The sequence below is a fragment of the Luteimicrobium sp. DT211 genome (genome assembly GCF_049844995.1).
GTDB lineage: Bacteria > Actinomycetota > Actinomycetes > Actinomycetales > Cellulomonadaceae > Luteimicrobium.
The window spans coordinates 130,172-153,989 of sequence record NZ_JBNCMC010000006.1 but is presented as its reverse complement, the minus strand read 5'-3'; the positions used below and the strand labels follow the sequence as shown (position 1 = coordinate 153,989).

The following is a 23,818-nucleotide window of genomic DNA, read 5'->3' as shown; positions in this document are numbered from 1 at the left end:
GGCCAGACACGCGCAGACAACCTCCACCCCGTGTGCCGTCACCACCACAACCTCAAGACCCACGGCGGCTGGTCGACCACCCGCGACCCCGTGACCGGCGTCGTGACCTGGCGATCACCGACCGGGCACGAGCACCGGGTCGGCCCCCACGTCACCGACCCGGCACGAGCGAGCAGCACCGAGAGCGCGAGCGGAATCGAGAACGGGCCGGCGCCGGCGCGCCCAGAATCCCACGGCGTCGAGACCCACCGGTCACGCCCGCGCACTCGTCGACCCCGGCCAGGAGACCCCGGCGCGCCACCCGATGACGACCCACCCTTCTGACGCCTCGTGAGCCTTCGGCAGGCGTGAGCCCACCAGCGACACGGAACGGCGCTGTCTCCGGTCGACTGGTCAGTCGACCGGTCACGTGGAGCGGCTCCGCCGCTTGGCGAGAGGGCCCGGCGGCGCCGGAGCGCAGTCAGGGCGCTGCGGCGGCCCGCTGCTCGAACGTGTGGAACCGCTCGGCGAGCGCGTCGCGGTCGGGGCGATCCGCGCGTCGTCGGGGGAGCCGGATATCCCGGCCGTGCATCTCCTGGAGCCCGTGCTTGAGCATCGGCCCGTCGACCTCCTCGAGCAGGTCGAGGGCGATCTCGACGCGGCAGTCGGGCGTGATGCCCAGGAAGTTCTGGTCGTACGCGGCGTGGTGGATCTTGCAGAGGGCGAGCCCGTTGGGGACGGCGGGGATCCCGCGCTCGTGCGAGTCGGGAAGGATGTGCGCGGCATCGAGCAGAGACCCGTGCTTGAGCTCGCAGACGGCGCAGCGGGTGTCGTACGCCAGCAGGACTCGCGTCCGGAAGATCGGCTGGTGGAGCCGCTGCTTCGCGAGCCGGAGCGCGTACTGTTTCTGCGGCGTCGTGAGGTGCGCGGGGTCCGGCACGAAGGTGAACGACTCGTCCAACGCGATCAGGAACGCGCGGTTCTCCGGCTCGTCGTCGACGACGTAGACGGGCGCCACCGGCGTGTAGATGTTCTTGACCTCTTTCCGGAAGAGGATCAGCGGCATCCCGGTGTCGAGCGCGTTGCGGAGCTTCCGGTTGTCGCCCGACCACGGATCGCCCTCGCGGTAGGCGTAGTGGAGGAGGCCGTCGTCGGACTCGGCGTCGTCATACGGGCCGTGCGGTGTGCTGACGATCGAGAGCGTCGAGCCGAAGACCGCGGGATTGCGGATGCCACGCGAGTAGTCGATGACGGGAAGCTTGCGTCCGTCGATGTGGAAGTCGAGCAGCTCGTCGCGGTGCAGGAAGCCGCCGTTCGCCTCGGCCCGATCCATGACCCAGGCGATGATGCGTCGGCGAAGCTCGGCCTCGAGCGCTGATTCCACAGGCGGAGCTTCTCACGCCGCGCCCACGATGCGGCGGCGCGGACCTGCTGCGCTACCAAACGCACACCTCCTGCGCTACCAGACGCACATCGCCGGTCACCGGCGACCATCGTGTCCGCTCGCGTGGCAGGCTCGGGGCATGGCCACCGTCCTCCTCGTCCGCCACGGCCGCACGACGGCGAACGCGAACGGTCTCCTCGCGGGCCGCGCCGCTGGGGTCCGGCTCGACGCGACGGGCCGCGCCCAGGCGGAGGCGACGGCGCGGCGCCTCGGCGCGGTCCCGCTCGTCGCGGTCGTCACGAGCCCGCTGGAGCGCTGCCGGCAGACCGCGCGCGCCGTCGTCGACCACCAGGAGGCCGACCCGGCGCTCGTCGTCGAGCGCGGGATCACGGAGTGCGACTACGGCGACTGGCAGGGGCGGACGCTCCGCGACCTCGCGAAGGAGCCGCTGTGGTCGGTGGTGCAGCGACAGCCGTCGGCCGCGGCCTTCCCGGGCGGGGAGTCGATGGCGGCGATGCAGGCGCGGTCGGTCGAGGCGGTCCGCCGGCACGACGCCGCGCTGGAGGCGCGCCACGGGGCGGGCGCGGTGTGGGCGGCCGTCGCGCACGGCGACATCATCAAGGCCGTGCTCGCGGATGCGCTGGGGATGCACCTCGACCTGTTCCAACGCATCGCGGTCGGGCCGGCGTCGGTGTCGATCGTGCGCTACGGGCCGCACCGGCCCGAGGTGGTCGCCACGAACACGGAGTCGGGCGACCTGTCGTGGCTGCGCGCCGCCCCGCCGGCCGGCGACGCGCCCGTCGGCGGCGGGGCGGGCGCCGCGGGCTCCTGACGTAGGTCCGGGTCGCTCTCTAGAGTGGAGGCCATGCCCACCCTCGTGCACGAGTTCGACTGGCCCGACCGGCTCGTCGTCGGGACCGTCGGTCGTCCGGGCGAGCGCACCTTCTACCTCCAGGCCCGCGCCGGCACCCGCACGGCGAGCGTCGCCATGGAGAAGCAGCAGTCCGCGGTGCTCGCCGAGACGATCGACCAGATGCTCGACCAGCTCACCGCTCAGGTCGAGGGTCTGACCATCCCGGCCGACGCACCCGCCGAGCTGCGCGACGACGACCCCCTGGACCAGCCCGTCGAGGAGGACTTCCGGACGGGCGCCATCCGCCTCGGCTGGGACCCCCGCACGTCCCAGGTGCTCATCGAGGCGTTCCCGGTGGGCGAGGACCCGCCCGACCCGGACGAGGACGACGGCGCCGAGCCCAGCGAGATGCTGCGCGTCCGGATCCCGGTGGGCACGGCCCGCGCGTTCGTCCAGCGCACCCGGGCGGTCGTCGAGTCGGGACGTCCCACCTGCCCGCTCTGCGGCGAGCCCATCGACGACGACGGCCACGAGTGCGCGACCCCCGACGAGGCGTGACGGAGCAGGGAGAGCTCGAGATCCTCGGGCGCATCCGCGTGGCGTCCAACGCGACGTTCCTCGGCCGGATCGGCGAGGCGACCGTCGTCTACAAGCCCGTGGCGGGCGAGGCGCCGCTCTGGGACTTCCCCGACGGCACCCTCGCGAACCGGGAGGTCGCGGCGTACCTCGTCTCGGAGTCCTTCGGGTGGGGCGTCGTGCCGCGCACCTGGCTGGGCCACGGGCCGCTCGGAGCGGGCATGGTCCAACTGTGGCAGGAGCAGGACCCCGGGCAGGACCCCGTGGACGTGCTGCCGGCGCGCGACGACGGCCGGGACACCGCGTCCGACGACGGCGGCCCGCTCACCGTGCTCGAGGGGCTCGGCGAGGACGACGAGCCCGTGCGCCTGGTCCACGAGGACTCGGCCGCGCTGCGCCGGATGGCGGTGTTCGACGTCGTCGTCAACAACGCTGACCGCAAGGGCGGGCACGTGCTCCCGATGCCGGACGGCCGGCGCCTCGGCGTGGACCACGGCGTCACGTTCCACGTGGAGCACAAGCTGCGCACGGTGCTCTGGGGGTGGGCGGGGGAGTCCCTGGACGACGACGAGCGCGGGGGCGTCGAGCGCGTGCGCACCGACCTGGGTGGCGACCTCGGACGGCGGCTCGGCGACCTGCTCGACGAGCCCGAGGTCGCGGCGCTCGCTGCCCGGTGCGACCGGCTCCTGCGGCGCGGCCGCTTCCCCGCGCCCGAGGGACCCATGCCCGCCGTGCCCTGGCCGCTGTTCTGAGCCGAGCGCCGTCGTCCGGGCTCGGTCCCGCGCCCGGACCCCGCCTCAGCCCCAGGCGCGGAACGGCCCCGAACCGAGCGGGTCGTCGTCCCAGCCGGCGCTGCCCGCGCGCCCGGCGTCCCGCCGCGAGCTGAGGTACGAGCCGACGACGGCGGCGCCCAGGTCGTCGGCCTCGGGCGCGACCACGCTGCCGCCGACCCGGCGGGCCATCGCGTCGACGAACCGGGCCAGCCCCGGGTCGTCGCCGAGGCGGAAGAACGTCGTGTGCGCACCCAGGCGGGCCGCGGCGTCGAGGGCGCGGACGGTGTGGGCGATCGTCACGGGCGCCGGCGGGTAGTCGAACCAGGCCTCGCCGTCCGGCTCGAGGTGGGACGTCGGCTCGCCGTCGGTCACGACGAGGAGCACGGGCTGGGCGTTGGGGTGCCGGCGGAAGTGCCGGTTCGCGAGCAGCAGGGCGTGGTGGAGGTTGGTGCCCTTCTCCCAGAGCGCGTCGAGCCCGACGAGCTCGTCGATCTCCATGGTGGCCGCGGTGCGGCCGAAGCCGATCAGCTGCAGGTCGTCGCCCCGGAACCGGCTCGAGACCAGCGTGTGGAGCGCGAGCGCGGTCCGCTTCATCGGCACCCACCGGCCCTCCATCGCCATCGAGAACGACGTGTCGACCAGCAGCGCGACGCACGCCTGGGTGCGCGCCTCCGTCTCCTGGACCTCGACGTCGTCCAGCGCGATCGCGACGCGCGGCCCGGTTCCCCCGGGGCGCCCGCCGTCCTCCCCGCGCCCGACGCCGGCCTGCCGGGTCAGCGCGTTCGTGATCGTCCGCGTCACGTCCCACGGCTCGGTGTCGCCGAACGCCCACGGCCGCGTGGAGCCGGCGAGGTCGCCGGCCGCCCCGGCCCGCCGCACGTCGCGCGCGCCGGTCCGGCCGGTCAGGCGCTCGGCGATGTCGCGCAGGAGGCTGCGGCCGAGCAGCCGCATCGCCTTGGGCGTCAGGAGGAGCTGCCCGTCGGCGGCGCGCCGCACCGCCCCGGAGTCCCGCAGCGCCCGCTCGAGCCGCCGGAGCGTCCGCGCGTCGACGACCGCGTCCGGGCCGAGCTGGCGCGTGAGCTTGTCGAGGTCGACGTCGTCGAGCTGCGAGCCCTCGTACGACTGAGCGAGCTGCTCGGCGAGCTCGTCGAGGTCCGCGAGGTCCTGCAGCACCCCGGTGCCGTCGCCGAGGCCGAGGCCCTGCTCCCCGTCGAGGCGCTCGGAGCCGCCCCAGTCCTCGCCGGGACGGAGCGTCTGGAGCGTCGAGTCTAGCCGCGCGAGGGACTCCATCAGCTCGGACGAGCCGAACGCCTGCTGGGCGAGCGCGTCGAGCTCGCGACGCTGGTCGGCGGTCAGGGAGTTGCGCAGCCGCTGGGCGGCGGCCGCGCGGGCGGCGAGCGAGTCGAGGAGCTCGTCGACGTTCGCGGGGTTCTCGGGGAAGAAGTCGCCGTGCTCGGCCATGAACGCGTCGAACTGCTCCGGCGTGTCCTCGCCGCGCGCGTGGGCCTCGAGCAGCTCGTTCAGGTCCTCGAGCATCGCGTTCACGGCGGCGCGGTCGGCGTCGGTCGCGCCCTCGAGGGCCTGCTTCATGCCCGCGAACCGCTGGTCGAGCAGCTCGCGACCCAGGAGGTCCTTGATGCGTTCGAAGTCGGCCCGCGCGTCCGCGGAGTGCCAGTCGTAGTCGTCGAGCTCGGTGACCGCGGCCGCGGGCGAGGAGGGGACGGCGTCCAGCCGCATCTCGGCGAGCGCTCGCTCGCCGTCGTCGAGGTCGACGTCGCGGGCGAGCTGCCCCCGCTCGGCGAGCACCGCGCGGTCGAGGAGCTCCTTGACCTCCTGCAGCGTGCCGTCGAGGTGGTGCCTGCTCGTGAGCTCCCGGCGCCGCTCGGCCACCCGGCGCGCGAGGTCGTCGAGCCCGGCGCTGTCGCGGGTACCGCGTCGCAGGAGCTCCCGGATCGCCCGCTCGGGGGACGTGCCCGCCATGACGTCCTCGCCGATCGCGTCGAGGGCGTCGGCGAGGTCGACGGGCGGCGCGAGCGGGTCCGGCCCGTCGGTGTACGCGACGTAGCGCGACCGGCGGCCGAGCCGGCGGTTCTGCCTAGCCACGACCCGCCGCCGGCGTGGCGCTAGCCATAGATGGTCTCGCCGTCGCCGGCCTCCTTGCTGATCCGCCGGGCCAGGTACAGGCGCTCGAGCGCGAGCTCGATCGCGCCGGCCCGTTCGCCGTCGGAGGTCGCGCCGAGGCGCTCGCACACGTCGTCGTACAGCTCGGACTCGCCCAGCACGGGCAGGCCCGCGAGGACGTCGCGGGCCGTGACCTGCTCGCCCGTCGTCACCATCCGCCCGCCGGTGAGCGCGTCGACGAGGAGGCCGAGGTCGATGCCGCGCAGGTGCGCTCGGACCGTCTCGGCCGTGGCCGTGCGGAGCAGGTGCTCGAGGATCTCGTCCTCGCGGCCCTCCTCGCCGGACTCGAACTCGACCTTCCCTCCCAGCACGTCGACCGCCGTCTCCAGGTCGACCGGCCGCCCGACGGCGTCGGGCTCGCCCTGCCGGGTGGCGCGGTGGAGCGCCGCGGCCGCGACCGTCTCGGCGCCCGCGATCGTGAACCGCGCGCTCACGCCGCTGCGCTGGTCGACGGCGCTCGACTCGCGCAGCTCGCGCGTGAAGCGGGCCAGGATCTCCAGGAGGTAGTCCGGCACCTCGGCGACGAGCGCGGCCTCCTGCCGGACGACCGCCACCTCGTCCTCGAGGCGGATCGGGTAGTGCGTGCGGATCTCGGCGCCAAACCGGTCCTTGAGCGGCGTGATGATGCGGCCGCGGTTGGTGTAGTCCTCCGGGTTGGCGCTCGCGACCACCAGCACGTCGAGCGGCAGGCGCAGCACGTAGCCGCGGACCTGGATGTCCCGCTCCTCCATGACGTTGAGCAGCGAGACCTGGATGCGCTCGGCCAGGTCGGGGAGCTCGTTGATCGCGACGATGCCGCGGTGGCTGCGCGGCACGAGGCCGAAGTGGATGGTCTCCGGGTCGCCCAGGCTGCGTCCCTCGGCGACCTTCATCGGGTCGACGTCGCCGATGAGGTCCGCCACGGAGGTGTCCGGGGTCGCGAGCTTCTCGACGTACCGCTCGTCGCGGTGCCGCCACGCGACCGGGAGCTCGTCGCCCAGCTCCGCGGCGAGGCGGCGGCTCGCCGTCGTGATCGGCTCGTACGGGTGCTCCCCGAGCTCGGACCCCGCGATCACGGGCGTCCACTCGTCGAGCAGGCCCGCGAGCGTCCGCAGGAGTCGCGTCTTGCCCTGGCCGCGCTCGCCGAGCAGCACCACGTCGTGGCCCGCGATCAGCGCGCGCTCGAGCTGGGGGATGACCGTCGACTCGAAGCCGTGCACCCCCGGCCACGGGTCGCGGCCCTCGCGCAGGGCGGTGAGAAGGTTGTCCCGGATCTCGGCGCGCACCGTCCTGTGCACGTGCCCTGAGGCACGCAGCTCGCCGACGGTCGCAGCAGCTGGAGGCGTCATCCTGGCGAGCGTAACCCCGCGGCGCGGGCAGTGGGGAGGCTCGAGCGGTCAGCGCTTCGACTGGCGGTAGCCGTGCGCGATCGCCGCGGCCTTCGTCGCGAAGCAGACTTCAGGCGCGGTGCGGTCGTAGTACTGACCGCCCGGCATATGGAAGATGTGGCTCGACTCGTTGCCCTTGATCGGCGCCCACGACGGGCAGTTCCAGTGGTCGAGCGGCGCCGTCGTCGACGGGTGCTTGCCGGCCGCGGGCGGTGGCACTGCCGCGCGCCGCATGGGCGCCGGGGTGGGCATCGCCGCCGGCTTCGGGATGACGCGGGGCTTCGTCGCCCCCGACGGCACCGGCTGGTTCGGGCACGTCGCGAGGATGCGCGTGATGGCGTCGTGCTCGGCGCGGGTGACCCACAGGTGCCAGACGCGCTTGATGCCGACCTGCCGCGCGACGTACTGGCAGCGGAACGCCTTGTTGGGCGGGAGCCACGAGGCGGCGTCGGACGCACCCTTCTGCTCGTTGAGCGGGCCGTCCGAGGCCAGGAGGACGAGCGGGTCGTTGGCATACTTCTCCCGCGTCGTCGCGTCCCACTTCTGGGCGCCGGTCTGCCACGCGTCGGCGAGCGCGACGACGTGGTCGATCTCGACGGCCGTCGAGGTGCGCACCCCGCGCGTGAACGCGATGGTCCGGCCCGAGTACGGGTCCACGAGCGTCCCGGTGAGGATGACGCAGCCGTGGGTGCCGGGCTTCGTCGTCGTCCGCCGCAGGTCGCGCGCCAGGATGTCGTTGCGGGTGTCGCAGCCGTTGCGGTCGACGTCGGCCCACGCCGGCCCGAACGCGGACCGTTCGTAGCCCGTCATCGGGGCGCGGCCCTTGACCGGCAGCAGGGCGAGGACGGACAGGGCGGTCGTCTTCGCGCCCGTCGTGGCGCGCGGGACCGTGGGCGTCAGGGTCGGCGTGGGTCGGGCCGAGGACGTCGCGCGCGGTGCGGAGGTCGGCGTGGGCGTCGGGGCGGTCGGCGACGGAGTGCCCGACGGTGGCGCGCTGCGGCTCACGGTCGGGGTCGGGGCATCTGTGGCAGACGTCGCCGCGGAGCCGGCCGACGGCGGGGTGGGGTCGTCGTCGGTCCCGGCGACCGCGCCCCCGGCGATGAGCGCGACGACTGCGGCGCCCGTGACGCCCGCGCTGAGCCCGCGCCGTCGGCCGACCGCGCCGCGGTGGGTCGCGAGGCCGACGATCCCGATCGCACCGGCGGCGAGGCCGCCGGCGATGAGCGCGCTGCTGACCCCGCCCAGCGCCCCGAGCAGGACGGCGCCGACGGCGACGAGCCACGGCCACAGGGTCGGTCGGGCCCGCCGCGGTGCGGCGGTCGGCGGGCGTGGGGCGGGGGCGGATCCGGGCGGGTGCTCGCGCGACGCCGTCGGCCCCATCAGGTCCGGCGGGGGACCGTCGTCCGGCGTGGGGCCGTCGTCCTGTCGCACGGCGTCGGGTGGTGCCGCAGGCCTCGCCTGGTCGGTCCAGCGGGACCCGTCCCACCAACGGACCCGGCCGGGTTCGGCCGGGTCGGCGTACCAGCCCGCGGGTGGAAGCGACACGTGGGCCAGTCTCCCGCGCCCGGCTCACGGTCGCGTCGGGAGAACGGATGAAACGCGGGCGGCTCTACGGCTCCACGTCGTCGTGCAGGACGACACGGGACAGCTCGAACGTGCCGCCCGGGAACGTCCAGAAGTGCAGCCGCCGGGCTGACGGCGGGTTGACCTGGAGCGAGACACTGCTTGGCCTTCTGCGCCGTGAGCCGGTGCTCGAGCTGCGCGACCGCGCTGCGCCGGATGGCGCCTTCCTGTCGGGCGAGCCGGAGTGAGCGCAGCGGCACGTGAGTCCCCCGGCTTGCTGCGGTGAGTCCGGCAAGGCCAAGGGCAGGGCGACGGCCCGAGGTTCGTCGCCCTGCCCCTGCCCCCTACGCGTGCACCGGAACGGGGACGGATCGCAGAACGCGCTGCTCGAGCTGAAGGTGCCTGTCGAGCTGTTCGTGGGCGTCGTCGTTGTGGAACGCGTGCCCCTCGTACTCGGACATCAGGACACCCTGGAAGCCGGAGTCGACGATCCGCGTCAGAAGCCCCTCGACCGGGATGGTCGGGTCTGTCAGGTCCTCCGTGACGTGGAAGAACTTCGAATGGAAGTACAACGAGCGGCCGAGCAGCGTCGTGAAGCCCTCGAGATCCGCGGGTCCGAACGACAGGAAGCCGAAGAAGTCCGCGATCGCCTGCTTCTCGGGCAGCCCGCCACCCATCTCGCGGACTCGCTCATGCATCTGTGCCTCGGAGAGGCCCGAGTGGCGGTGGGCGATGATGAACTCCAGGAGCTCCTCGGACGCACCTTCCGCCAGGTACTTCTCCATCCCCGGCGCGCTCGGGCGCTCGATGAAGCACCCGAAGTCGGGGATGAAACCGAGCAGGTCGCTGCCGATCTTCTCGAACGCCTCCAGCTGCTCCTGGATATGCGGGTCGCTCGGCCGCGACGGGGCGTGCACCTCGATGCCGATCCCGACCCCGTAGTGCTCGGCGAGCTGTGCCGCGAGCGGCATCAGATGGATGGGGATGTTCGTCTCGCGTGCGTACGTGCAGCCGAGCTCGCGTGCGGTCTTCAGGTCGGCCGTGAGGTCGAGGACGTAGTCCTCGTCGTTCGGGGTGTGACCGGTGATCCTGCCGTGATCGATGTATCCGCCGTAGCTGAACGGCTTCACGCCGTACTGCGCAGCCGCGTCGAGGATGCGGTCGACCTCGCCGACGGCGGGGCGCGGGTACTGGTCGAAGAAGATCGAGCCGACGACCTCGAACTTCTCGACGCCGAGCTCGTTCAGCTCGCGGAACGTGTCCTCGATCGTGTAATCGGGGATCTCGACGTACCGCTGGTTGAAGCCGTAGAGCGAGACGCCCTGCTCGATTCCGTTGATGATCATGCTGCCTCCGAGAGGGTGAGAGTCCGTGACGCGGAGTTGTCGACCTGTCCCCAGACGCCGGGGGCGAGCTGCATGTAGACGCAGCGCAGCACCATGGTGAGCGCGACGTCGTGGTCGCCGGCCTGCAGCCCGCCCTGGTACACGTGCACCCGGAGGTCCTTCTTGACGGACCAGAACTCCGTGAACGCCAGCGCGAGCTGGCTCAGCGGCATCAGCTTGTCGTTGAGCTCGAAGAGCAGCTGGTGGTCCGGGACTCGCTCCCCGTCGACGGTCAGCTCGAACCGCTCCACGGCGGACAGAGGCAGGCCTCGGTAGTAGTTCAGTCCGACGTCGAGGGTGAACCCGACGGGGCCTGTCTCGAGGCGGATCTCCGTCAGAGCACCCGGACGCAGGACCTTGTCCTCGTACGCGAGCTTCATGTAGCTGGTAGGCATCTCACCTTCCCTTTCGTGCGCCAGGGGCGCGTCGTGCGGTCACGGTCGCGCGAACGTTCACGTGGTGGGTCGTGCGGCGGGCGCCGCGCCCGCCAGGTGCGCCGTGTCGAGCGCTGCCGTCTCGAGCGCCTGGAGAACCGCAGGCACGGCATGCGCAGCCAGTGCGACGCTGGTCAGCGTCGGGTTGGTCGTGGTCGCCGTCGGGATGACGCCGTTACCGCCGACGAAGAGGTTGTCGAAACCCCACACCCGCGAGCGGCTGTCGACGACGGACGACTCGCCGCCGTCGTCGCCCATCCGGACGGTGCCCTTGTAGTGCAGCGAGGTGCCGGCGGGCATGAGTCTCGGCTCGCCGCCGGGAACGAAGGCCCCGAGCCGTTGTGCGACCTCGCGCAGGTCGGTCATGGCCGCCTCGACCTCCGCGTGCTCGCGGTCCGTGAGCCCGTAGCGGATGGTCATCTGGGGCATCCCCCATCCGTCGAGCTCGGTGTCGGAGAACTCGACCCGGTCCTCGGGTCGGGGAAACTTCCGTACTCCGTTGCCCATCGCGACGTACCGGGCCGCGCCGACGTCGACGGCGTCCTCGTCCACAGGGAAGGGGGGGTCTGCCAGGTGCATGATCTGCGTCCGGTAGGGATGGGATCCCTGCGTGTAGGGGACGCCGATCGTCGAGGCGGTCGGGTCTTTCACGATCTCGGCGACCGGGGTGTCGATGCCGGCGCGGCGGACGATCTCGTCGCCGAGCGCGACGACGCTGTAGACGAGCACGTGCTCGGTGAGGTGGCGGCCGAGCGCGGGTGGCCGAATCCCGGAGGCCCACAGCAGCTGCGGGGTCTGAAGCGCGTTCGCCGCCACGACCACGACGTCGGCAGTGATGAGGGATCGCTCCCCGGTGGGCAGGTACTCGATCTCGACGCCCGTGACACGCGACCCGTCGACGAGCAGCCGGCGGGCGATGGTGTCGGGTCGCAGGTCGAGCTCGGTGTCGCCGAGGACGGTGTCCGCTCCGCCCCACCGGATCGTGCCGTCGGGCTGGGGGGTCGCCGACATGGGCAGCCCGGCGGGCAGCCGGTCGTCGGGAAGGGCGCCGGCGAAGTGCTCGCGGACGACGTCGCGGATGGCCCGCCCGTACGGGTTCTCGGGGAGGGTCGTCACGGCCAGGAGCCGTTCCGCCTCCGAGAGCGCGGCGTCGAGCTCGCTGTCGCTGAGGAACGGCACCCGCTCGTCGTCGTTCGGTCGCGGCGTGGCGCACGTCCAGTGCACGCCCATCCCGCCCACGCAGCTCGAGAGAGCGGCGGCGGGCATCCCTGCCTGACGCCCCGGTGCCACGAGGTACGTGCCACCGGGCGAGATGATCGTCCCCTCGATGTGCATCGAGCGCGCGGAGTCGCCGGACGGCTGCCCCAGCGGCCCCTGCGACCGTGTCCGCGCAAGGTCGCGCTGGGTGGTCGGGAGGTTGCGGACGTTGGTGCCGGCCGGGTCGGTGACCTGGGGCCCCAGCTCGAGCATCGTGATCGACACGTCGGGCCTGGACTCGCCGATGAGGCGCGCGAACGCCGAACCGACCGGTCCGCTCCCGACGATCAGGACAGTGGGATCTGACACAGGATTCCTTCCGTTTGCGCTGGTGCCGCGAGCCGTCACGCTGGGCGGTCCGCGTCGAGCAGGTGTCGGACGCGGATCGCGTCGTCGTTGGTGATGCGGTAGAAGCAGAGGGGAACGGCGGCGAGGACGAAGCAGATGGCGGGGCCGACGTTGGCGACGAGGTTGATCCCGGCGGTCGCACTGGCGGACTGCGGCTGGTTCGCGACGTATCCCATCGCGCCGATGAGGGCGATGCCGACGGCGCCCCCGACGCCGCTCGCAGCCTTGGTGGCAAAGCTCGAGATCGCGTACGCGGTGCCGTCCGCGCGGACACCCGTACGGTGCTCGCCCAGATCGATGGCGTCGGGGACCATGCCGATCAGGACGGGGAAGCCGAAGAAGCCCAGTCCGTAGACCACGCTGAGGACCACGACCGGGACGACGCGGTCGAATCCGACGAGGTAGAGCGCCGTCAGCGAGGCCGCCTGCCACAAGAGCGACAGGATCACCGTGGCACGCCCGCCGAGCCGCCCGGACAGGCGCGAGAAGAGGACGATCCCGACGATGCTCGCCACGGCGGGCGCGGCCATGAGCACGGGGACCAGATCGGCGCGACCGACGCTGTAGATCAGGTAGTAGATCGCAACCCCGAGGCGCCCGAAGTACCCGGTCATGCCCAGCAGCAGGGCGGCCGCGATCAACATGAGCGGCACGTTCCCGAATGCCACCCGGAGCGTCGTGCGCACCGGAGGGAGTGTGACGCGGACAGGTTGCACCGTCTCCTTGCAGCGTGCGAACACGACCAGCAGGAGCGCGAGGGCCACGACTCCGAGAACGACGGCCGTGAGGGTGTAGCCGGTTGCGGTCATCGCACCGCCGGCGTGACTGAAGTGAACGATCAGGGGGACCGTCACGAACGACAGCAGGACGACCCCGAGATTGGTCCCGATCATGCGCGCCGATCCGAGCGAGACACGGTCGGCGGGATGACGGCTGATGACGCCCGCGAGGGCACCGATCGGTAGGTTCACCGCTGAGTAGGCGACGCCGAGCAGTCCGTAGGTGACGACCGCCCACAGCACAGCCGTGCCCCCGCTGGCCCCGGGCAGCGCGGTGAAGGTGAGCACCAGCAGGAGTGCGAGCGGCGCCGATCCGTACAGGACCCAGGGTCGGAACCGGCCGAAGCGGCTTCGGGTCCGCTCGGTCAGGATGCCGATGACCGGATCGATGACGGCGTCGATGATGCGCGCCCCGAAGATCAGCACCCCGACGGTCGCGGCAGCGATACCGACGGCGTCGGTGTAGAAGATGGCGAGGTAGCTGCCCGTCGTGCTCCAGATCAGCTGGCTGGCGAAGTCACCCATGCCGTAGGTGGCCTTGTCGAAGAACCGCAGACGAGGCTGGCTCGTCTGCTCTACTACGTGCTGCGGGACTGCGATGTCCACGTCGCTTCCTTTCCTGGCGCGCCGTCACGCCGTCGATATCCGAATGCTAATTCGGATTCGTAGCGACGGTCAAGTGTCGCGCTGCGACGCTCGCGCCCGCGAGAGGATGAGGCCATGACGACGACACCAGGGCTTGCCGAGCCTCAGCAGGAGCGGAGCCGCCGCTCGTTCGCCCGCGTGCGACAAGCGACCATGAAGCTGCTGCTCGAGCACGGAGGGCCCGACTTCACGCTGGCCGACGTCAGTGCGGCGTCGGCCGTCTCCGTAGGCTCGATCTACGGCCGGGTCGGGAACAAGGCGAACCTCCTTCGTCTGGTGCAGACGGAGGAGTTCGACCGCGTCGACGAGGAGATGAAGACGGCCCTCCGCACGGCCGGGTCGGCTGATGAACCCTTCGAGCATGCGGTCCAGGCCGTCGTGGCGAGCGCGGTCCGCCCGCTCGTCACGAACGCCCCCGTGATCCGCGCCTTCATGCGCCTGGGTGACGACGACGAGGAGGCGGCACGCCGAGGAAGCATCTCGTGGGAGACCGGCCGCGATGAGTTCTGTCGCGCGCTCGCGCGCATCACGTGCCGGGATCGCCCTGGCGTCGACCGGACGGCGCTGGAGTGGTGCTACGAGGTCGTCTACAGCGTCACAGCGCGCCAGCTCGGCTTCGGGCTCACCCCAGGGGGGCGGCCCGACGCGGTCATGAAGACGGACAAGCTGGTCGACGCCCTCGGCAGGACAGTGCGGCTCATGCTGGACGAGGGAGCGGAAGACTGACCCCCGGCCCCCGATCGCCCCGTAGGAGGAGAGCCTTCTCCGACTCTGGGACACGAACCCGTAGGGACTGGCTCACGGCTCCACGTCGTCGTGCAGGACGACGCGGGACAGCTCGACCGTGCCGTCCGGGAGCGTCCAGAAGTGCAGCCGCCGCGCCGAGGGGGCGTTGACCTGGAGGGAGACGCGGAAGCACGCGGCGCCGTCGTCGCGGACATGCTGGCCGGACGTCGCCCCCTGGCCATTGCGAAGCGCGTGGAGCTGGCGCGCGGGGACGTGCTCGGCTCGGCGGGTCAGCACCTGGACGAGGACCTCGAGCAGCTTGTTCCGCGCGGGCCGGGCGACGTCGACCGACGCGACGAACCGCGGGCCACCGTGTACGGGGCCAGCGGCCACCGCTCCTTCTCGGCCGCCGGGACGGTCCGAGCCCACCTGGGAGCACGTCGAACCGCAGCTGCTCCACGGGTTCGGTGAACAACGGGCCCTGGTCGGGGGCGGGCTCGGCCTGCGACTGCTGACGCGTGCGGTCGGCCCTGCGGTACTTGGCCTTCAGCTCCGTGAGCTGATGCTCGGCCCGTACGACGACGAGGGTCCGGTCCTCGCCGAGCTCCACGACCGGGTCGTCCCCGAGCAGGGCCGGCCTGCGCCCGGTCGGCAAGCACCACGAGATCTACCTGAGCGACCCGCGCCGCAGCGACCCGGCGAGGCTCCGGACGATCCTCCGGCAGCCCGTCGCACGGGGCTAGCGCACGTCAGCCGACCGCGAGCTGCACGTCCGCGTTGGCGCGCTTGAACCCGGCGCGCTCGTACGTGGCGACGGCGGCCTCGTTGTCCCCGTCGACGTACAGCTCGACGGTCGTCGCGCCCTTCGCGGCGAGCCGTTCCAGCCCGGCTCGCAGCAGCCAGGAGCCGAGGCCGGTACCGCGCGCCGACGCGTCGACGCCGAGCACGTAGATCTCGCCGGTGCGCGGCGTCTCGGTCGGGACCTTGGTCCAGCAGTACCCGACGACCTCGCCGTCGGACTCGCGTTCCACGAGCACGAACGCGTCGCCGTCGAACCAGTCCTCGGCCTCGCGGGCACGCACGTCGGCCATGGTGACGCGCCCCTGCTCGGGGTGGTCCGCGAACACCCGGGAGTTGAGCCGCACCCACACGGGCTCGTCCTCGCCGGGGACGAAGGTGCGGGCGCGATAGCCCTCGGGCGGGTCCGCGGCCGCGAGCCCCTCGGCCTCCAGGTCCTCGGGCGCGGGCAGCGGCCGCTCCATGCGCCACAGCTCGCGCACGACGACGAGGTTCCGGCTCCGCGCGAGCCGGCGGGCTGCGGGGAGGTCGCCGTGGGCCCAGAGGGCGAGGCTGCGGTCGCGTGCCGACGCGACGTGCATGGCGCGGGAGAGGACCGCGAGCCCGATGCCGCGCCGTCGGACGAGGGGGTGCACGACGAGCTCGGCGCCGGCGCGCGACGTCCCGCCGAGGTCGATCTGCGCGTACGCGAGCACCTGGGGGAGCCGGGGGCCGCGCGGGCCACGGCCGCCGCGTCCGGCGTGCCGGTGCTGCTCCGCCGACGACGCCCGCGCGATCACGTGCCGGACGGGCGCCTCCGCGCTCTCGAGCGAGAGGAGGGGCTGCTCCGACAGGGGCGGGACGCCGTCGTTGGACTCCGCGTCGCGGGCGAGGTCGCGTACCGCCGCCGCGTCGTCGGGCGAGAGCGGGCCGCGCCGGTCCTCGACGGTGAACTCGAGGGTGCGTCCGACCGCGAACCTCGAGGCGACGGCGGACGTGAAGTCGTTCATGTCACGATTCCATCACGATTTCGCGGCAACAGGATCCCCCTGGGGTGGGACTTCGCCCGCTCCGCTGCCCACCTGGCGGTAGTAGAGGACGGTCGCGCGCAGCGTTCCGTCCGTCTGGGTCGAGAAGTCGGGGATCGCGCCGACCCGCACGTAGCCGGAGCCGGCGTAGAGGCGTTCGGCGTCGCTGCCCTCGTTGGTGTCGAGGACGAGGAGCGTGCGTCCCTCCGCCCGGGCGCCGTCCTCGACGGCACGCAGGAGCGCCCGGGCGAGCCCGCGTCGTCGGGCCTCCGGGTGCACGAGGACCTTGACGACCTCCGCCCGGTGCCGCCCGTTCTCCTGCCCGGCGAGCACGAGCGACGCGGTCGCGACGATCCCGTCGACGCCGTCGCGCGCCACCCAGGTGCGGGTCAGCGGGTCCGCCAGGAACCGCGCCCACCACGCCGCGGCGTCGTCGGCGTCGGGGGTCGCGACCCAGCCCACGCTGGCGCCCTCCGCGACGCACGCGACCAGGACGCGGGCGAGCTGCGCGACGTCGTCGGACGTGGGGGCACGAAGGGGCTCGGCACGGGTCACGACGCAGAGCCTAGGGCGTGCCCGTCAGCTATCGCCGCAGACCCGGCAGGGGCCGCGTCGTCGCAGCCAGTACGCGTACGTCGCCGCGCCCAGCAGGACGCTCCAGACGGGCCACAGGAACGCCGGTCCGAACGCCGCGACGCCGCCGCCGCTCAGCTCGAGGTCGCCGTCCAGGACCCCCGCGATCAGCGTGACCCCGGCGGGGAGCACCGCCACAGCGACGACGGTCGCCGGGACCACGGCGAGCAGCACGGGCACCCGCCGGCCGGCCAGGCCGAGCGTCCAGCGCGGGAACCGCTCGCCCCACCGCTGGGTCAGCCCGAGCGTGAGGACCGCCCCCACGGCCGCGAACCCGCCGAGCCCCAGGGCGGCGATCCAGCCGCTCGAGTCGTGCAGGGCGTCCAGGTCGCCCTGGTCGAAACCCAGGGAGATCCCGAGCACCCACGCGAGGCGTGTGACCGCGTAGATCACCGGCACGGCGGCCGCCGCGAACGTCGCCCGCCGCCCCCACCGGGCCGCGGCGGCGGGCGTCGTCCAGGCCGGGTCGTGCCCGTCGGCGTGCCGTCCGCACGACGCGCACGCGGCCCGTGCCGCCCGGTCGAACCGGACGAGGGCCACCGCGAGCAGCGCCCCGCCGACGAGCGCGACCGCCTGGAACGTCGACGTCCCGGTGACCACCTTGTGCAGCAGGGCGTCGCGGAACTCCGCGTCGAACGGCGCGAGGATCAGCAGGACCGGCAGATAGCCGAGGCGGGCCAGCACCGTGAGGTCGGTCAGCGCCACGATCCCCGCGAGGACCGCGCCGCCGGCCGCGAGGACGGCGACGCGGACGCGTCGGGTGACCGCGGAGACCGGAACTCCCGGGAGCCGCAGGCAGGCGAGGGCGACGAGCGTGCCCGCGACCGCCAGCGCGCCGATCCAGAACGTCAGAGCGCGGGCGTCGACGCCGACCAGCGGGGTGCCCACCTCGCGGCTGGCGTCGCCGACCGGGAGCGTCTTCCCGGTCAGGGCGACGACGAGCGCGACGGCCGCCGCGGCGCCCCACCAGCCGGCCGCGAACCGGGCGACGACGGCGCCGCGCCCGTCGCGGAGCGACCCGAGGGCGGGTGTTGGCACGGCGTCGGGGGGCGCGCCGTCGTCGGGGAGAACGGGCGAGGGAGAAGGGGTCCGAGTGCTCATGCCTCGACCCTCGTCGCGCCCGCGCCCCGCCGGATCACCCCTGACAGGGAACCTGGCGGCGGCACGCTCACCCGCACGGGTGAGCGTGGTCCGTTCCGGTTCCTCGGCCCGAACACGGGCTCCCCGCCCCGCGAGAACGGGCTGCGCGACCGTCTCGCGCAGCGGACGGGCGCGCAGCCCGTGTTCGGCGACAGGGGTGGGCGACGCGGGGCCGGGGGTGGGTCAGCCGGGGACCACGAAGCCCGACGCGTAGGCGCGGACGACGGCCTGCGTGCGGTCCCGGACGCCGAGCTTCGCCAGCACGTTCCCGACGTGCGTGCGGACGGTCTCGACGCCGAGGTAGAGGTCGTTCGCGATCTCCTGGTTCGACATGCCGGCGGCGACCAGCCGCAGCACCTCCGCCTCGCGGTCGGTGAGCCGGGCGTCCTGCCGCAGCGTGTCCGACGGCGTCCGGCCCGCCGCGAGCCGGCGCACCGTCTCCGGGAACACCAAAGAGTCGCCGCGCGCCACGACCCGCACGGCCTGCACGATCTCCTCCGGCCGCGCCCGCTTGAGGAGGAACCCGTGCGCGCCGGCGGCCAGCGCGTCGAGGACGTGGTCGTCGTTCTCGAACGTCGTCACGACGAGGACGCGCGCGTCGGGCCGCCGCGCCAGGAGCGCCCGCAGCGCCGTGATGCCGTCGACGTGGGCCATCCGGACGTCGAGGAGCAGGACGTCCGGCGCGGTGTCCGCGACGAGCGCGAGCACGTCGGCGCCGTCGCCGGCCTCGCCGACGACCTCGAGGTCGTCCTCCGCGTCCAGGATCGCCCGGAGGCCGGTCCGGACGAGCGGCTCGTCGTCGACGATCGCCACGCGCGTGGTCATGGGGCCCCCGGGATGCGGAACGTGGCGCGGACGACCCATCGTGCCGCGCCGTCGCCGCCGCGCTCGGCACCCACGCCGAGCCGTCCGCCGACCGCCTCGACCCGCTCCCGCATGCCCGCGACGCCGCGCCCGCCAGCCGGTCGGCCGCCGGGAGGCGACGGGGTGCCGGGGCCGCGCGCCGCGTCGTCGAGCGCGTTGGCGACCTCGACCACGAGCGCGTCGCCGGCCGCCGACACACGGACGGCCACGGGGGCGCCGGGGGCGTGGCGCATCGCGTTGGTGAGCGACTCCTGGACGACGCGGTACGCCTCGTGCGAGACCGCGCGCGGCACCCCCGTGGCTCCGGGGGGCGGCGCTCCGAGCGCGACGTCGGCGCCGCCGGCCCGCACCTGCTCGACGAGGGCGGGGACGTCGTCCAGCGTGCGCGTGGTGTGCCGCGCGCCGCCGTCGTGGTCCCCGGTGCGGAGCAGCCCGAGGACGTGGTCGAGGTCGGCGAGCGCGGACCGTCCCGTCTCCTCGATCGCGGCGAGGGCGCGTCGCGCGGCGTCGGGGTCGCGGTCGAGGGTGCGGGCGGCCGCCACGGCCTGGAGGGTGGTGACGGTCAGGGCGTGCCCGACGCTGTCGTGCAGCTCCTGCGCCAGGCGGGCACGCTCGGCGAGCCGCCGCCCGCCCGCCTCGAGCTCGGCGATCCGCTCGGCCTGGTCGGGGCCGAGGAGCGCGGGCGCGGCCTGGCGGAGCGCCGCGGCGCTCGCGACGGTGACGAGCGGGATCGCGAGCACCATCGCGAGCGCGATCGCGGCCCACCCGACGGGCGGGATCGCGTCCCACGGCACCGGCGCGTCGTCGCCCAGGAGCTCGAGCCCCGCCGCACCGAGCGCCAGCTGCAGCGCCACGGGCACCAGGACGAGCAGCCCGCCCACGACGACGGCGCCGAGGAGCAGGTGCAGCCCGTACCAGCAGGCGGAGCGCCAGCGGGTCGCGGCGGTCGCCGTGCCGGACGGGACGGGCACGTCGACGTCGAGGAACGTGCGGACGGCGAGGACCTCGAGCGTCCGGACCGACGCGAGGAACGGGGGCACCGCGCCGAGCACCGCGGTGACCGCGGCGAGCATCGCGATCGCGACGACGGGGCTCCCGGGGCGGGTCAGCATCGTCGCGAACGCCTGCGCGAGCAGCACGTACGCGGCGGCGACGATGCCCCCGAGGACGAGGTAGACGCCGGCGCGGACCGTCCCCGCGCCCCACCGCGCGGGTGTGCCGGGGCGCGCGTCGGGCGTCGTCGTCGGCATCGTCCCAGTCTGCCGACGACGACGGCCGCGCGCCTCCCCCTCGAGGGTGGCGCGCGGCCGTCGTCCGGCGGGCACGGGTGCTACTTGACCTCGGAACGCAGGACCCGCCAGGTGCCGATCGCCCCGGGCAGCACGATCCACAGCAGGACGCCGGTCCCGATGTGCGCCCAGTCTGACCCGGACATCGCGTCCGTCCCGTACAGCGCGCTGCTCGACTGGTTGAGGTCGAACCAGACGACCTTGTCCGCGATGCCCGTCCAGATGCCGCCGACGATGCTGACCAGCACGGGCACCAGGAAGTACGCGACGATCGCGAGGGCCGAGTTGAGCAGGGCCGCGCCGAATGCGAGTCCCCACGCGACGCCGAGCACGAACGCCAGCAGCACACGGGCCAGCAGGCCGACGCTCACGTTGCTCCACGGGTCGTCCGCGCCGCCGACGGCGGCGAGGATCGCGGCGGGCACGGCCGCCACCGCGATGGCGCCGAGCGCGAACAGGAGCGCCGCGACGATCTTCGCGCCCAGGACGCGCCCGCGGTGCGGCGTCAGGGTGAAGGTCACGAGGGCCGTGCGCTGGCCCCACTCCGAGCAGATCAGCAGGATGCCGAGCACCGGGAGCATGAAGCTCAGCGGGATCGAGGCGACGCTGAGAAGGTCGAGGAAGGTGCGGTCGTTCGCGTCCCCGACGATGAACACGCCGACCATCACTGCCACCGCGACCCCGCCGAGGACGGCGAGGAGCCACGTCCCGGCTCGCGTGTCGCGCATCTTGCGCATCTCGACGCGGATCAGCCGCGTGAGCGGGACGGGGCGCGTCCCGGCCAGGTCGAGCGTGTCGGGCAGGGCGGGGGAGACCGGGGTGGTCGAGACGGCGGTCATGCTGCAGCTCCTTCGTGGGACACGCTCTCGCGGGCGTCGGACGCGGTGAGCTGGAGGAACATCTCCTCCAGGCCGGCGCCCTCCGCGGGGCGCAGCTCGACGAGGACGACCCCCGCCGCGGCGGCCGCGCGGCCGACGGCCACGGGCTCCGCCTCGGTGCGGAGGCCGCCGTCACCGGACGGGGTGGCCCCGATCCCCGCGTCGTCGAGGACCTTGGCCAGCAGCATCGGGTCGTCAGCCCGGACGAACGTCCCGGCCGTGCGGAGCAGCTCGTGCTTGGCGCCCTGCGCGACGATGCGGCCACGGCCGATGAGGACCATGTCGTCCGCGATCATCTCGACCTCGTGGAGGAGGTGTGACGAGAGCAGCACAGTGCCGCCGTCGGCCGCGAAATCGCGGAGCAGCCCGCGCATCCAGTGGATGCCGGCGGGGTCGAGGCCGTTCGCGGGCTCGTCGAGGATGAGGACCGACGGCTTGCCGATCAGCGCGTTGGCGATGCCCAGGCGCTGCCGCATGCCCAGCGAGTAGTTCTTGACGCGGCGCTTCGCCTCGGCGTGCGTGAGGCCCACCTGCTCGAGCATCTCGTCGACGTGCGACTCCGGGAGGCCCATCGTCATCGCGGAGAGGGTGAGGACCTCGCGGCCCGTGCGCCCCGCGTGCTGCGCCGACGCGTCCAGCAGGATCCCGACGTGGCGGCCCGGGTTGGGGATGTCGGCGTACTTGTGCCCGCCGATGGTGGCGACGCCGCGGTCTGGGAGCGTGAGGCCCGCCATGATGCGCATGCTCGTCGACTTGCCGGCGCCGTTCGGACCGAGGAAGCCGGTGACGCGGCCGGACCGGGCGACGAACGAGACGTCGTCGACGGCGGTGAAGCCCCCGTACCTCTTGCTCACGTTCTCGAAGGTGATCATGCGTCAAGCCTGGTCGGCGCGCGCCCGCCGCACATCGGACCTCGGGCTGGACGTACCCGATACCAAAGTCTCGGGTGGTCGAGACCTGGGGCCGCTGCCGCGCCGCACGGCCGCTCCTACAGTGTGAACGTGCCCGCACCCGCCGACCCCTACGCACCCCCGCTGACGCGGTGGGGGCAGACGTGGCGGGTCGGGCTCGCGGTACTCGTCTCGTTCGCGGTCTGGTCCCAGGCCGTCGACGCCGAGTCCGTGCACCGGCCCTGGGTGTTCTGGGCCGACCTCGCCCTGGGGCTCGCGTCGTTCGTGCTCGTGGTCCACCGCCGACGGCGGCCGTTCGCCACGGCCCTGCTCCTCGCCTGCTTCGGGGTTCTGTCGGCGTCGTCGGCGGGCCCGGCAGCCCTGGCGCTCGTCTCGTTCGCGACTCGGCGCGAGGTGCCCCGGCTGATCGCGGTCGGCGTCGTGAGCGTCGCCTCAGGGCTCGCGTTCAACCTCGTCGTGCCGCACACGTCCGACGAGTCGTGGTGGCTGAACCTCTTGTTCGCGGCGATCGTGACCGCGGCGCTCGCCGTCTGGGGCATGTACGTCGGGTCGCGGCGCGAGCTGCTGTGGTCCCTGCGGGACCGCGCCGACCAGGCCGAGCGCCAGCAGGAGCTGCGGGTCGAGCGGGCGCGTGCCCTCGAGCGCGAGCGGATCGCGCGCGAGATGCACGACGTCCTGGCCCACCGCATCTCGCTCATCAGCATGCACGCCGGGGCCCTGGCCTACCGGACCGACCTTCCGCCCGAGCAGGTCCACGACACCGCGGCCCTCATCTCCTCGACGTCGCACGAGGCGCTCGTCGAGCTGCGGGAGGTCCTCGGTGTGCTGCGGGAGACGGAGCCGACCCGGCCCCAGCCGACGCTGGTCGACCTGCCGGGCCTCGTCGCCGAGGCCACGTCGTCGGGCATGCGGGTTCGGCTCGACGACGCCGTCCCCGACCCCGCGGCCGTGCCCGACCGCATCGGGCGGACGGTCTACCGGCTCGTCCAGGAGGGCCTGACGAACGCACGCAAGCACGCGCCCGGCGCTCCCGTGAGCGTCGACGTCGGCGGAGAGCCGGGCAGCTGGCTGCGCGTCGTGGTGCGCAACGGCCGCAACGGCCTCGCCGGCCCGACCGCGCGCACCGGCGCCGGGCTCGGCCTCGTCGGGATGCGGGAACGCGTCGAGCTCGCCGGCGGCCGGCTAGAGGTCCGGGAGGACCCGGGCGCGTTCGTGCTGGAAGCATGGCTGCCGTGGCAGAAATGAACCGGGTCGTGACCCGCGTGGCCTTGGTCGATGACGACCCGCTCGTCAGGAGCGGGCTCGGGCTGATCCTCGGCGGCGCCCCCGACCTCGAGATCGTCGGGCAGGCCGACGACGGCCAGGCGGCGCTCGCGCTCGTCGAGGAGCAGCGGCCCGACGTCGTGCTCATGGACATCCGGATGCCCGTCATGGACGGCATCGAGGCCACCGCGCGCCTGCGGACGGTGCCGTCGCCGCCGCGCGTGATCGTGCTCACGACCTTCGGCGCCGACGACCACGTGGTCCGCGCGCTCGGCGCCGGAGCCGCGGGTTTCCTGCTCAAGGACACGCCGCCCGCCGACATCGTCGAGGCGGTCCGACGCGTCGCGGCGGGAGAGCCGATGCTGTCGCCGGCCGTGGTGCGGACACTGATCGAGCGGGTCACGAAGCAGCAGGAGCCGGGCCGCGCCGCGCGGGCGCGCGAGCGGCTCGCGCTCCTCACCGACCGCGAGCGGGAGATCGCCGAGGCCGTCGCGCGCGGGCTGAGCAACGCGCAGATCGCGTCCGAGCTGTACCTCAGCGTGCCGACGGTCAAGGCGCACGTCGGGCACGTGTTCACGAAGCTCGGCGTCGACAACCGCGTGCAGGTCGCGATCTACGTCCTCGACGCCGCCGGGGGCTGAGGCGCCACGTCGTCTCCCCGCTCGCTCGGCCCCGCCGCCCCCTTGTCGCCGAACACGGGCTCCGCGTCCGTCTGTTGCGCCTGACGGGCGCGGAGCCCGTCGTCGGCGGGCGCGGACCGCGTGTTCGGCGGGCGGGCCGTCAGG

Annotated in this window: 22 protein-coding genes and 1 pseudogene; 7 read left to right on the top strand and 16 right to left on the bottom strand. The window is 73.6% G+C overall.

Annotated features, from left to right (window positions below):
• Positions 1-460: 460 nt before the first annotated feature.
• Positions 461-1,363, bottom strand: coding sequence for an HNH endonuclease (locus ACLQ14_RS15340; protein ID WP_425814536.1), 903 nt, complete (start codon positions 1,361-1,363; stop codon positions 461-463).
• A gap of 139 nt (positions 1,364-1,502) precedes the next feature.
• Here ACLQ14_RS15340 and ACLQ14_RS15335 point away from each other — a divergent pair, with 139 nt between their 5' ends.
• Genes ACLQ14_RS15335 through ACLQ14_RS15325 form a run of 3 tightly spaced genes read left to right on the top strand, consistent with a single transcriptional unit; the run spans position 1,503 to position 3,544 of the window.
• Positions 1,503-2,195: an MSMEG_4193 family putative phosphomutase gene (locus ACLQ14_RS15335; protein WP_425814534.1), complete on the top strand. Its 693-nt coding sequence runs from the start codon at positions 1,503-1,505 to the stop codon at positions 2,193-2,195.
• Between the two features lie 33 nt (positions 2,196-2,228).
• On the top strand, positions 2,229-2,774 hold the full coding sequence (locus tag ACLQ14_RS15330; RefSeq protein ID WP_425814532.1) for a DUF3090 domain-containing protein: 546 nt from the start codon (positions 2,229-2,231) through the stop codon (positions 2,772-2,774).
• A complete protein-coding gene (locus tag ACLQ14_RS15325) occupies positions 2,771-3,544 on the top strand; it encodes an SCO1664 family protein (protein WP_425814530.1) in 774 nt (257 codons plus the stop codon). The genes ACLQ14_RS15330 and ACLQ14_RS15325 overlap by 4 nt, the downstream gene beginning before the upstream one ends.
• 45 nt (positions 3,545-3,589) lie before the next feature.
• On the opposite strand, the gene ACLQ14_RS15320 is transcribed toward ACLQ14_RS15325, so the two are convergent.
• The 7 genes from ACLQ14_RS15320 to ACLQ14_RS15290 all read right to left on the bottom strand — a co-directional run bounded on the left by ACLQ14_RS15320 (position 3,590) and on the right by ACLQ14_RS15290 (position 13,485).
• Positions 3,590-5,668 (bottom strand): vWA domain-containing protein, encoded by a 2,079-nt coding sequence (locus ACLQ14_RS15320; protein ID WP_425814528.1) that lies wholly within the window; start codon positions 5,666-5,668, stop codon positions 3,590-3,592.
• 20 nt (positions 5,669-5,688) lie between these two features.
• A complete protein-coding gene (locus ACLQ14_RS15315; protein ID WP_425814526.1) occupies positions 5,689-7,074 on the bottom strand; it encodes a sigma 54-interacting transcriptional regulator in 1,386 nt (461 codons plus the stop codon).
• A 48-nt stretch (positions 7,075-7,122) separates the two neighbouring features.
• Positions 7,123-8,658 carry a GmrSD restriction endonuclease domain-containing protein gene (locus tag ACLQ14_RS15310; protein ID WP_425814524.1) on the bottom strand — a complete coding sequence of 512 codons (1,536 nt, stop codon included), beginning with the start codon at positions 8,656-8,658 and terminating at the stop codon, positions 7,123-7,125.
• A 362-nt stretch (positions 8,659-9,020) separates the two neighbouring features.
• On the bottom strand, positions 9,021-10,022 hold the full coding sequence (locus tag ACLQ14_RS15305) for a sugar phosphate isomerase/epimerase family protein (RefSeq protein WP_425814522.1): 1,002 nt from the start codon (positions 10,020-10,022) through the stop codon (positions 9,021-9,023).
• A complete protein-coding gene (locus ACLQ14_RS15300; RefSeq protein WP_425814520.1) occupies positions 10,019-10,456 on the bottom strand; it encodes a C-glycoside deglycosidase beta subunit domain-containing protein in 438 nt (145 codons plus the stop codon). Before ACLQ14_RS15300 ends, ACLQ14_RS15305 begins: the two co-directional genes overlap by 4 nt.
• A 57-nt stretch (positions 10,457-10,513) precedes the next feature.
• On the bottom strand, positions 10,514-12,061 hold the full coding sequence (locus ACLQ14_RS15295; protein ID WP_425814518.1) for a GMC oxidoreductase: 1,548 nt from the start codon (positions 12,059-12,061) through the stop codon (positions 10,514-10,516).
• 35 nt (positions 12,062-12,096) lie between these two features.
• Positions 12,097-13,485, bottom strand: a complete 1,389-nt coding sequence (locus tag ACLQ14_RS15290) for an MFS transporter (RefSeq protein WP_425814516.1) — start codon at positions 13,483-13,485, stop codon at positions 12,097-12,099.
• A 114-nt stretch (positions 13,486-13,599) separates the two neighbouring features.
• Between ACLQ14_RS15290 and ACLQ14_RS15285 the strand changes: the two genes are divergently transcribed.
• Entirely contained in the window at positions 13,600-14,250 is a 651-nt protein-coding gene (locus tag ACLQ14_RS15285; RefSeq protein ID WP_425814514.1) for a TetR/AcrR family transcriptional regulator, read from the top strand.
• Positions 14,251-14,322: 72 nt separating this feature from the next.
• On the opposite strand, the gene ACLQ14_RS15280 is transcribed toward ACLQ14_RS15285, so the two are convergent.
• Entirely contained in the window at positions 14,323-14,643 is a 321-nt protein-coding gene (locus ACLQ14_RS15280) for a hypothetical protein (protein ID WP_425814542.1), read from the bottom strand.
• 148 nt (positions 14,644-14,791) lie between these two features.
• On the opposite strand from ACLQ14_RS15280, the pseudogene ACLQ14_RS15275 reads away from it, so the two are divergent.
• Positions 14,792-14,993 (top strand): annotated as a pseudogene (locus ACLQ14_RS15275) (GyrI-like domain-containing protein); the annotation flags it as partial.
• A gap of 6 nt (positions 14,994-14,999) precedes the next feature.
• Here ACLQ14_RS15275 and mshD read toward each other — a convergent pair.
• From mshD to ACLQ14_RS15240, 7 genes are all read right to left on the bottom strand, one after another.
• Positions 15,000-16,037 (bottom strand): mycothiol synthase, encoded by a 1,038-nt coding sequence (gene mshD, locus ACLQ14_RS15270; protein WP_425814512.1) that lies wholly within the window; start codon positions 16,035-16,037, stop codon positions 15,000-15,002.
• Positions 16,038-16,049: 12 nt separating this feature from the next.
• Complete coding sequence (locus tag ACLQ14_RS15265) at positions 16,050-16,610, bottom strand: GNAT family N-acetyltransferase (RefSeq protein WP_425814510.1); 561 nt, start codon at positions 16,608-16,610, stop codon at positions 16,050-16,052.
• Positions 16,611-16,634: 24 nt separating this feature from the next.
• Positions 16,635-17,789: a hypothetical protein gene (locus ACLQ14_RS15260; protein ID WP_425814508.1), complete on the bottom strand. Its 1,155-nt coding sequence runs from the start codon at positions 17,787-17,789 to the stop codon at positions 16,635-16,637.
• A gap of 222 nt (positions 17,790-18,011) precedes the next feature.
• The gene (locus tag ACLQ14_RS15255; protein ID WP_425814506.1) at positions 18,012-18,653 is read right to left on the bottom strand and encodes a response regulator; all 642 of its coding nucleotides are present in this window, start codon (positions 18,651-18,653) and stop codon (positions 18,012-18,014) included.
• Positions 18,650-19,942 (bottom strand): sensor histidine kinase, encoded by a 1,293-nt coding sequence (locus tag ACLQ14_RS15250; protein WP_425814504.1) that lies wholly within the window; start codon positions 19,940-19,942, stop codon positions 18,650-18,652. The genes ACLQ14_RS15255 and ACLQ14_RS15250 overlap by 4 nt, the downstream gene beginning before the upstream one ends.
• An 80-nt stretch (positions 19,943-20,022) precedes the next feature.
• Positions 20,023-20,820 (bottom strand): ABC transporter permease, encoded by a 798-nt coding sequence (locus tag ACLQ14_RS15245; protein WP_425814502.1) that lies wholly within the window; start codon positions 20,818-20,820, stop codon positions 20,023-20,025.
• On the bottom strand, positions 20,817-21,731 hold the full coding sequence (locus tag ACLQ14_RS15240) for an ABC transporter ATP-binding protein (RefSeq protein WP_425814500.1): 915 nt from the start codon (positions 21,729-21,731) through the stop codon (positions 20,817-20,819). The genes ACLQ14_RS15245 and ACLQ14_RS15240 overlap by 4 nt, the downstream gene beginning before the upstream one ends.
• A gap of 129 nt (positions 21,732-21,860) precedes the next feature.
• On the opposite strand from ACLQ14_RS15240, the gene ACLQ14_RS15235 reads away from it, so the two are divergent.
• Positions 21,861-23,015 carry a sensor histidine kinase gene (locus ACLQ14_RS15235; RefSeq protein ID WP_425814498.1) on the top strand — a complete coding sequence of 385 codons (1,155 nt, stop codon included), beginning with the start codon at positions 21,861-21,863 and terminating at the stop codon, positions 23,013-23,015.
• Entirely contained in the window at positions 23,012-23,674 is a 663-nt protein-coding gene (locus ACLQ14_RS15230; RefSeq protein WP_425814540.1) for a response regulator, read from the top strand. The genes ACLQ14_RS15235 and ACLQ14_RS15230 overlap by 4 nt, the downstream gene beginning before the upstream one ends.
• Positions 23,675-23,818 lie beyond the last annotated feature (144 nt).

Coding starts and splice junctions, on each gene's coding strand:
- ACLQ14_RS15335 (WP_425814534.1), top strand. CDS start 1,503: ATGGCCACCGTCCTCCTCGTCCGCCACGGCCGCACGACGGCGAACGCG.
- ACLQ14_RS15330 (WP_425814532.1), top strand. CDS start 2,229: ATGCCCACCCTCGTGCACGAGTTCGACTGGCCCGACCGGCTCGTCGTC.
- ACLQ14_RS15315 (WP_425814526.1), bottom strand. CDS start 7,074: ATGACGCCTCCAGCTGCTGCGACCGTCGGCGAGCTGCGTGCCTCAGGG.
- ACLQ14_RS15305 (WP_425814522.1), bottom strand. CDS start 10,022: ATGATCATCAACGGAATCGAGCAGGGCGTCTCGCTCTACGGCTTCAAC.
- ACLQ14_RS15300 (WP_425814520.1), bottom strand. CDS start 10,456: ATGCCTACCAGCTACATGAAGCTCGCGTACGAGGACAAGGTCCTGCGT.
- ACLQ14_RS15285 (WP_425814514.1), top strand. CDS start 13,600: ATGACGACGACACCAGGGCTTGCCGAGCCTCAGCAGGAGCGGAGCCGC.
- mshD (WP_425814512.1), bottom strand. CDS start 16,037: ATGAACGACTTCACGTCCGCCGTCGCCTCGAGGTTCGCGGTCGGACGC.
- ACLQ14_RS15260 (WP_425814508.1), bottom strand. CDS start 17,789: ATGAGCACTCGGACCCCTTCTCCCTCGCCCGTTCTCCCCGACGACGGC.
- ACLQ14_RS15255 (WP_425814506.1), bottom strand. CDS start 18,653: ATGACCACGCGCGTGGCGATCGTCGACGACGAGCCGCTCGTCCGGACC.
- ACLQ14_RS15250 (WP_425814504.1), bottom strand. CDS start 19,942: ATGCCGACGACGACGCCCGACGCGCGCCCCGGCACACCCGCGCGGTGG.
- ACLQ14_RS15245 (WP_425814502.1), bottom strand. CDS start 20,820: ATGACCGCCGTCTCGACCACCCCGGTCTCCCCCGCCCTGCCCGACACG.
- ACLQ14_RS15240 (WP_425814500.1), bottom strand. CDS start 21,731: ATGATCACCTTCGAGAACGTGAGCAAGAGGTACGGGGGCTTCACCGCC.
- ACLQ14_RS15230 (WP_425814540.1), top strand. CDS start 23,012: ATGAACCGGGTCGTGACCCGCGTGGCCTTGGTCGATGACGACCCGCTC.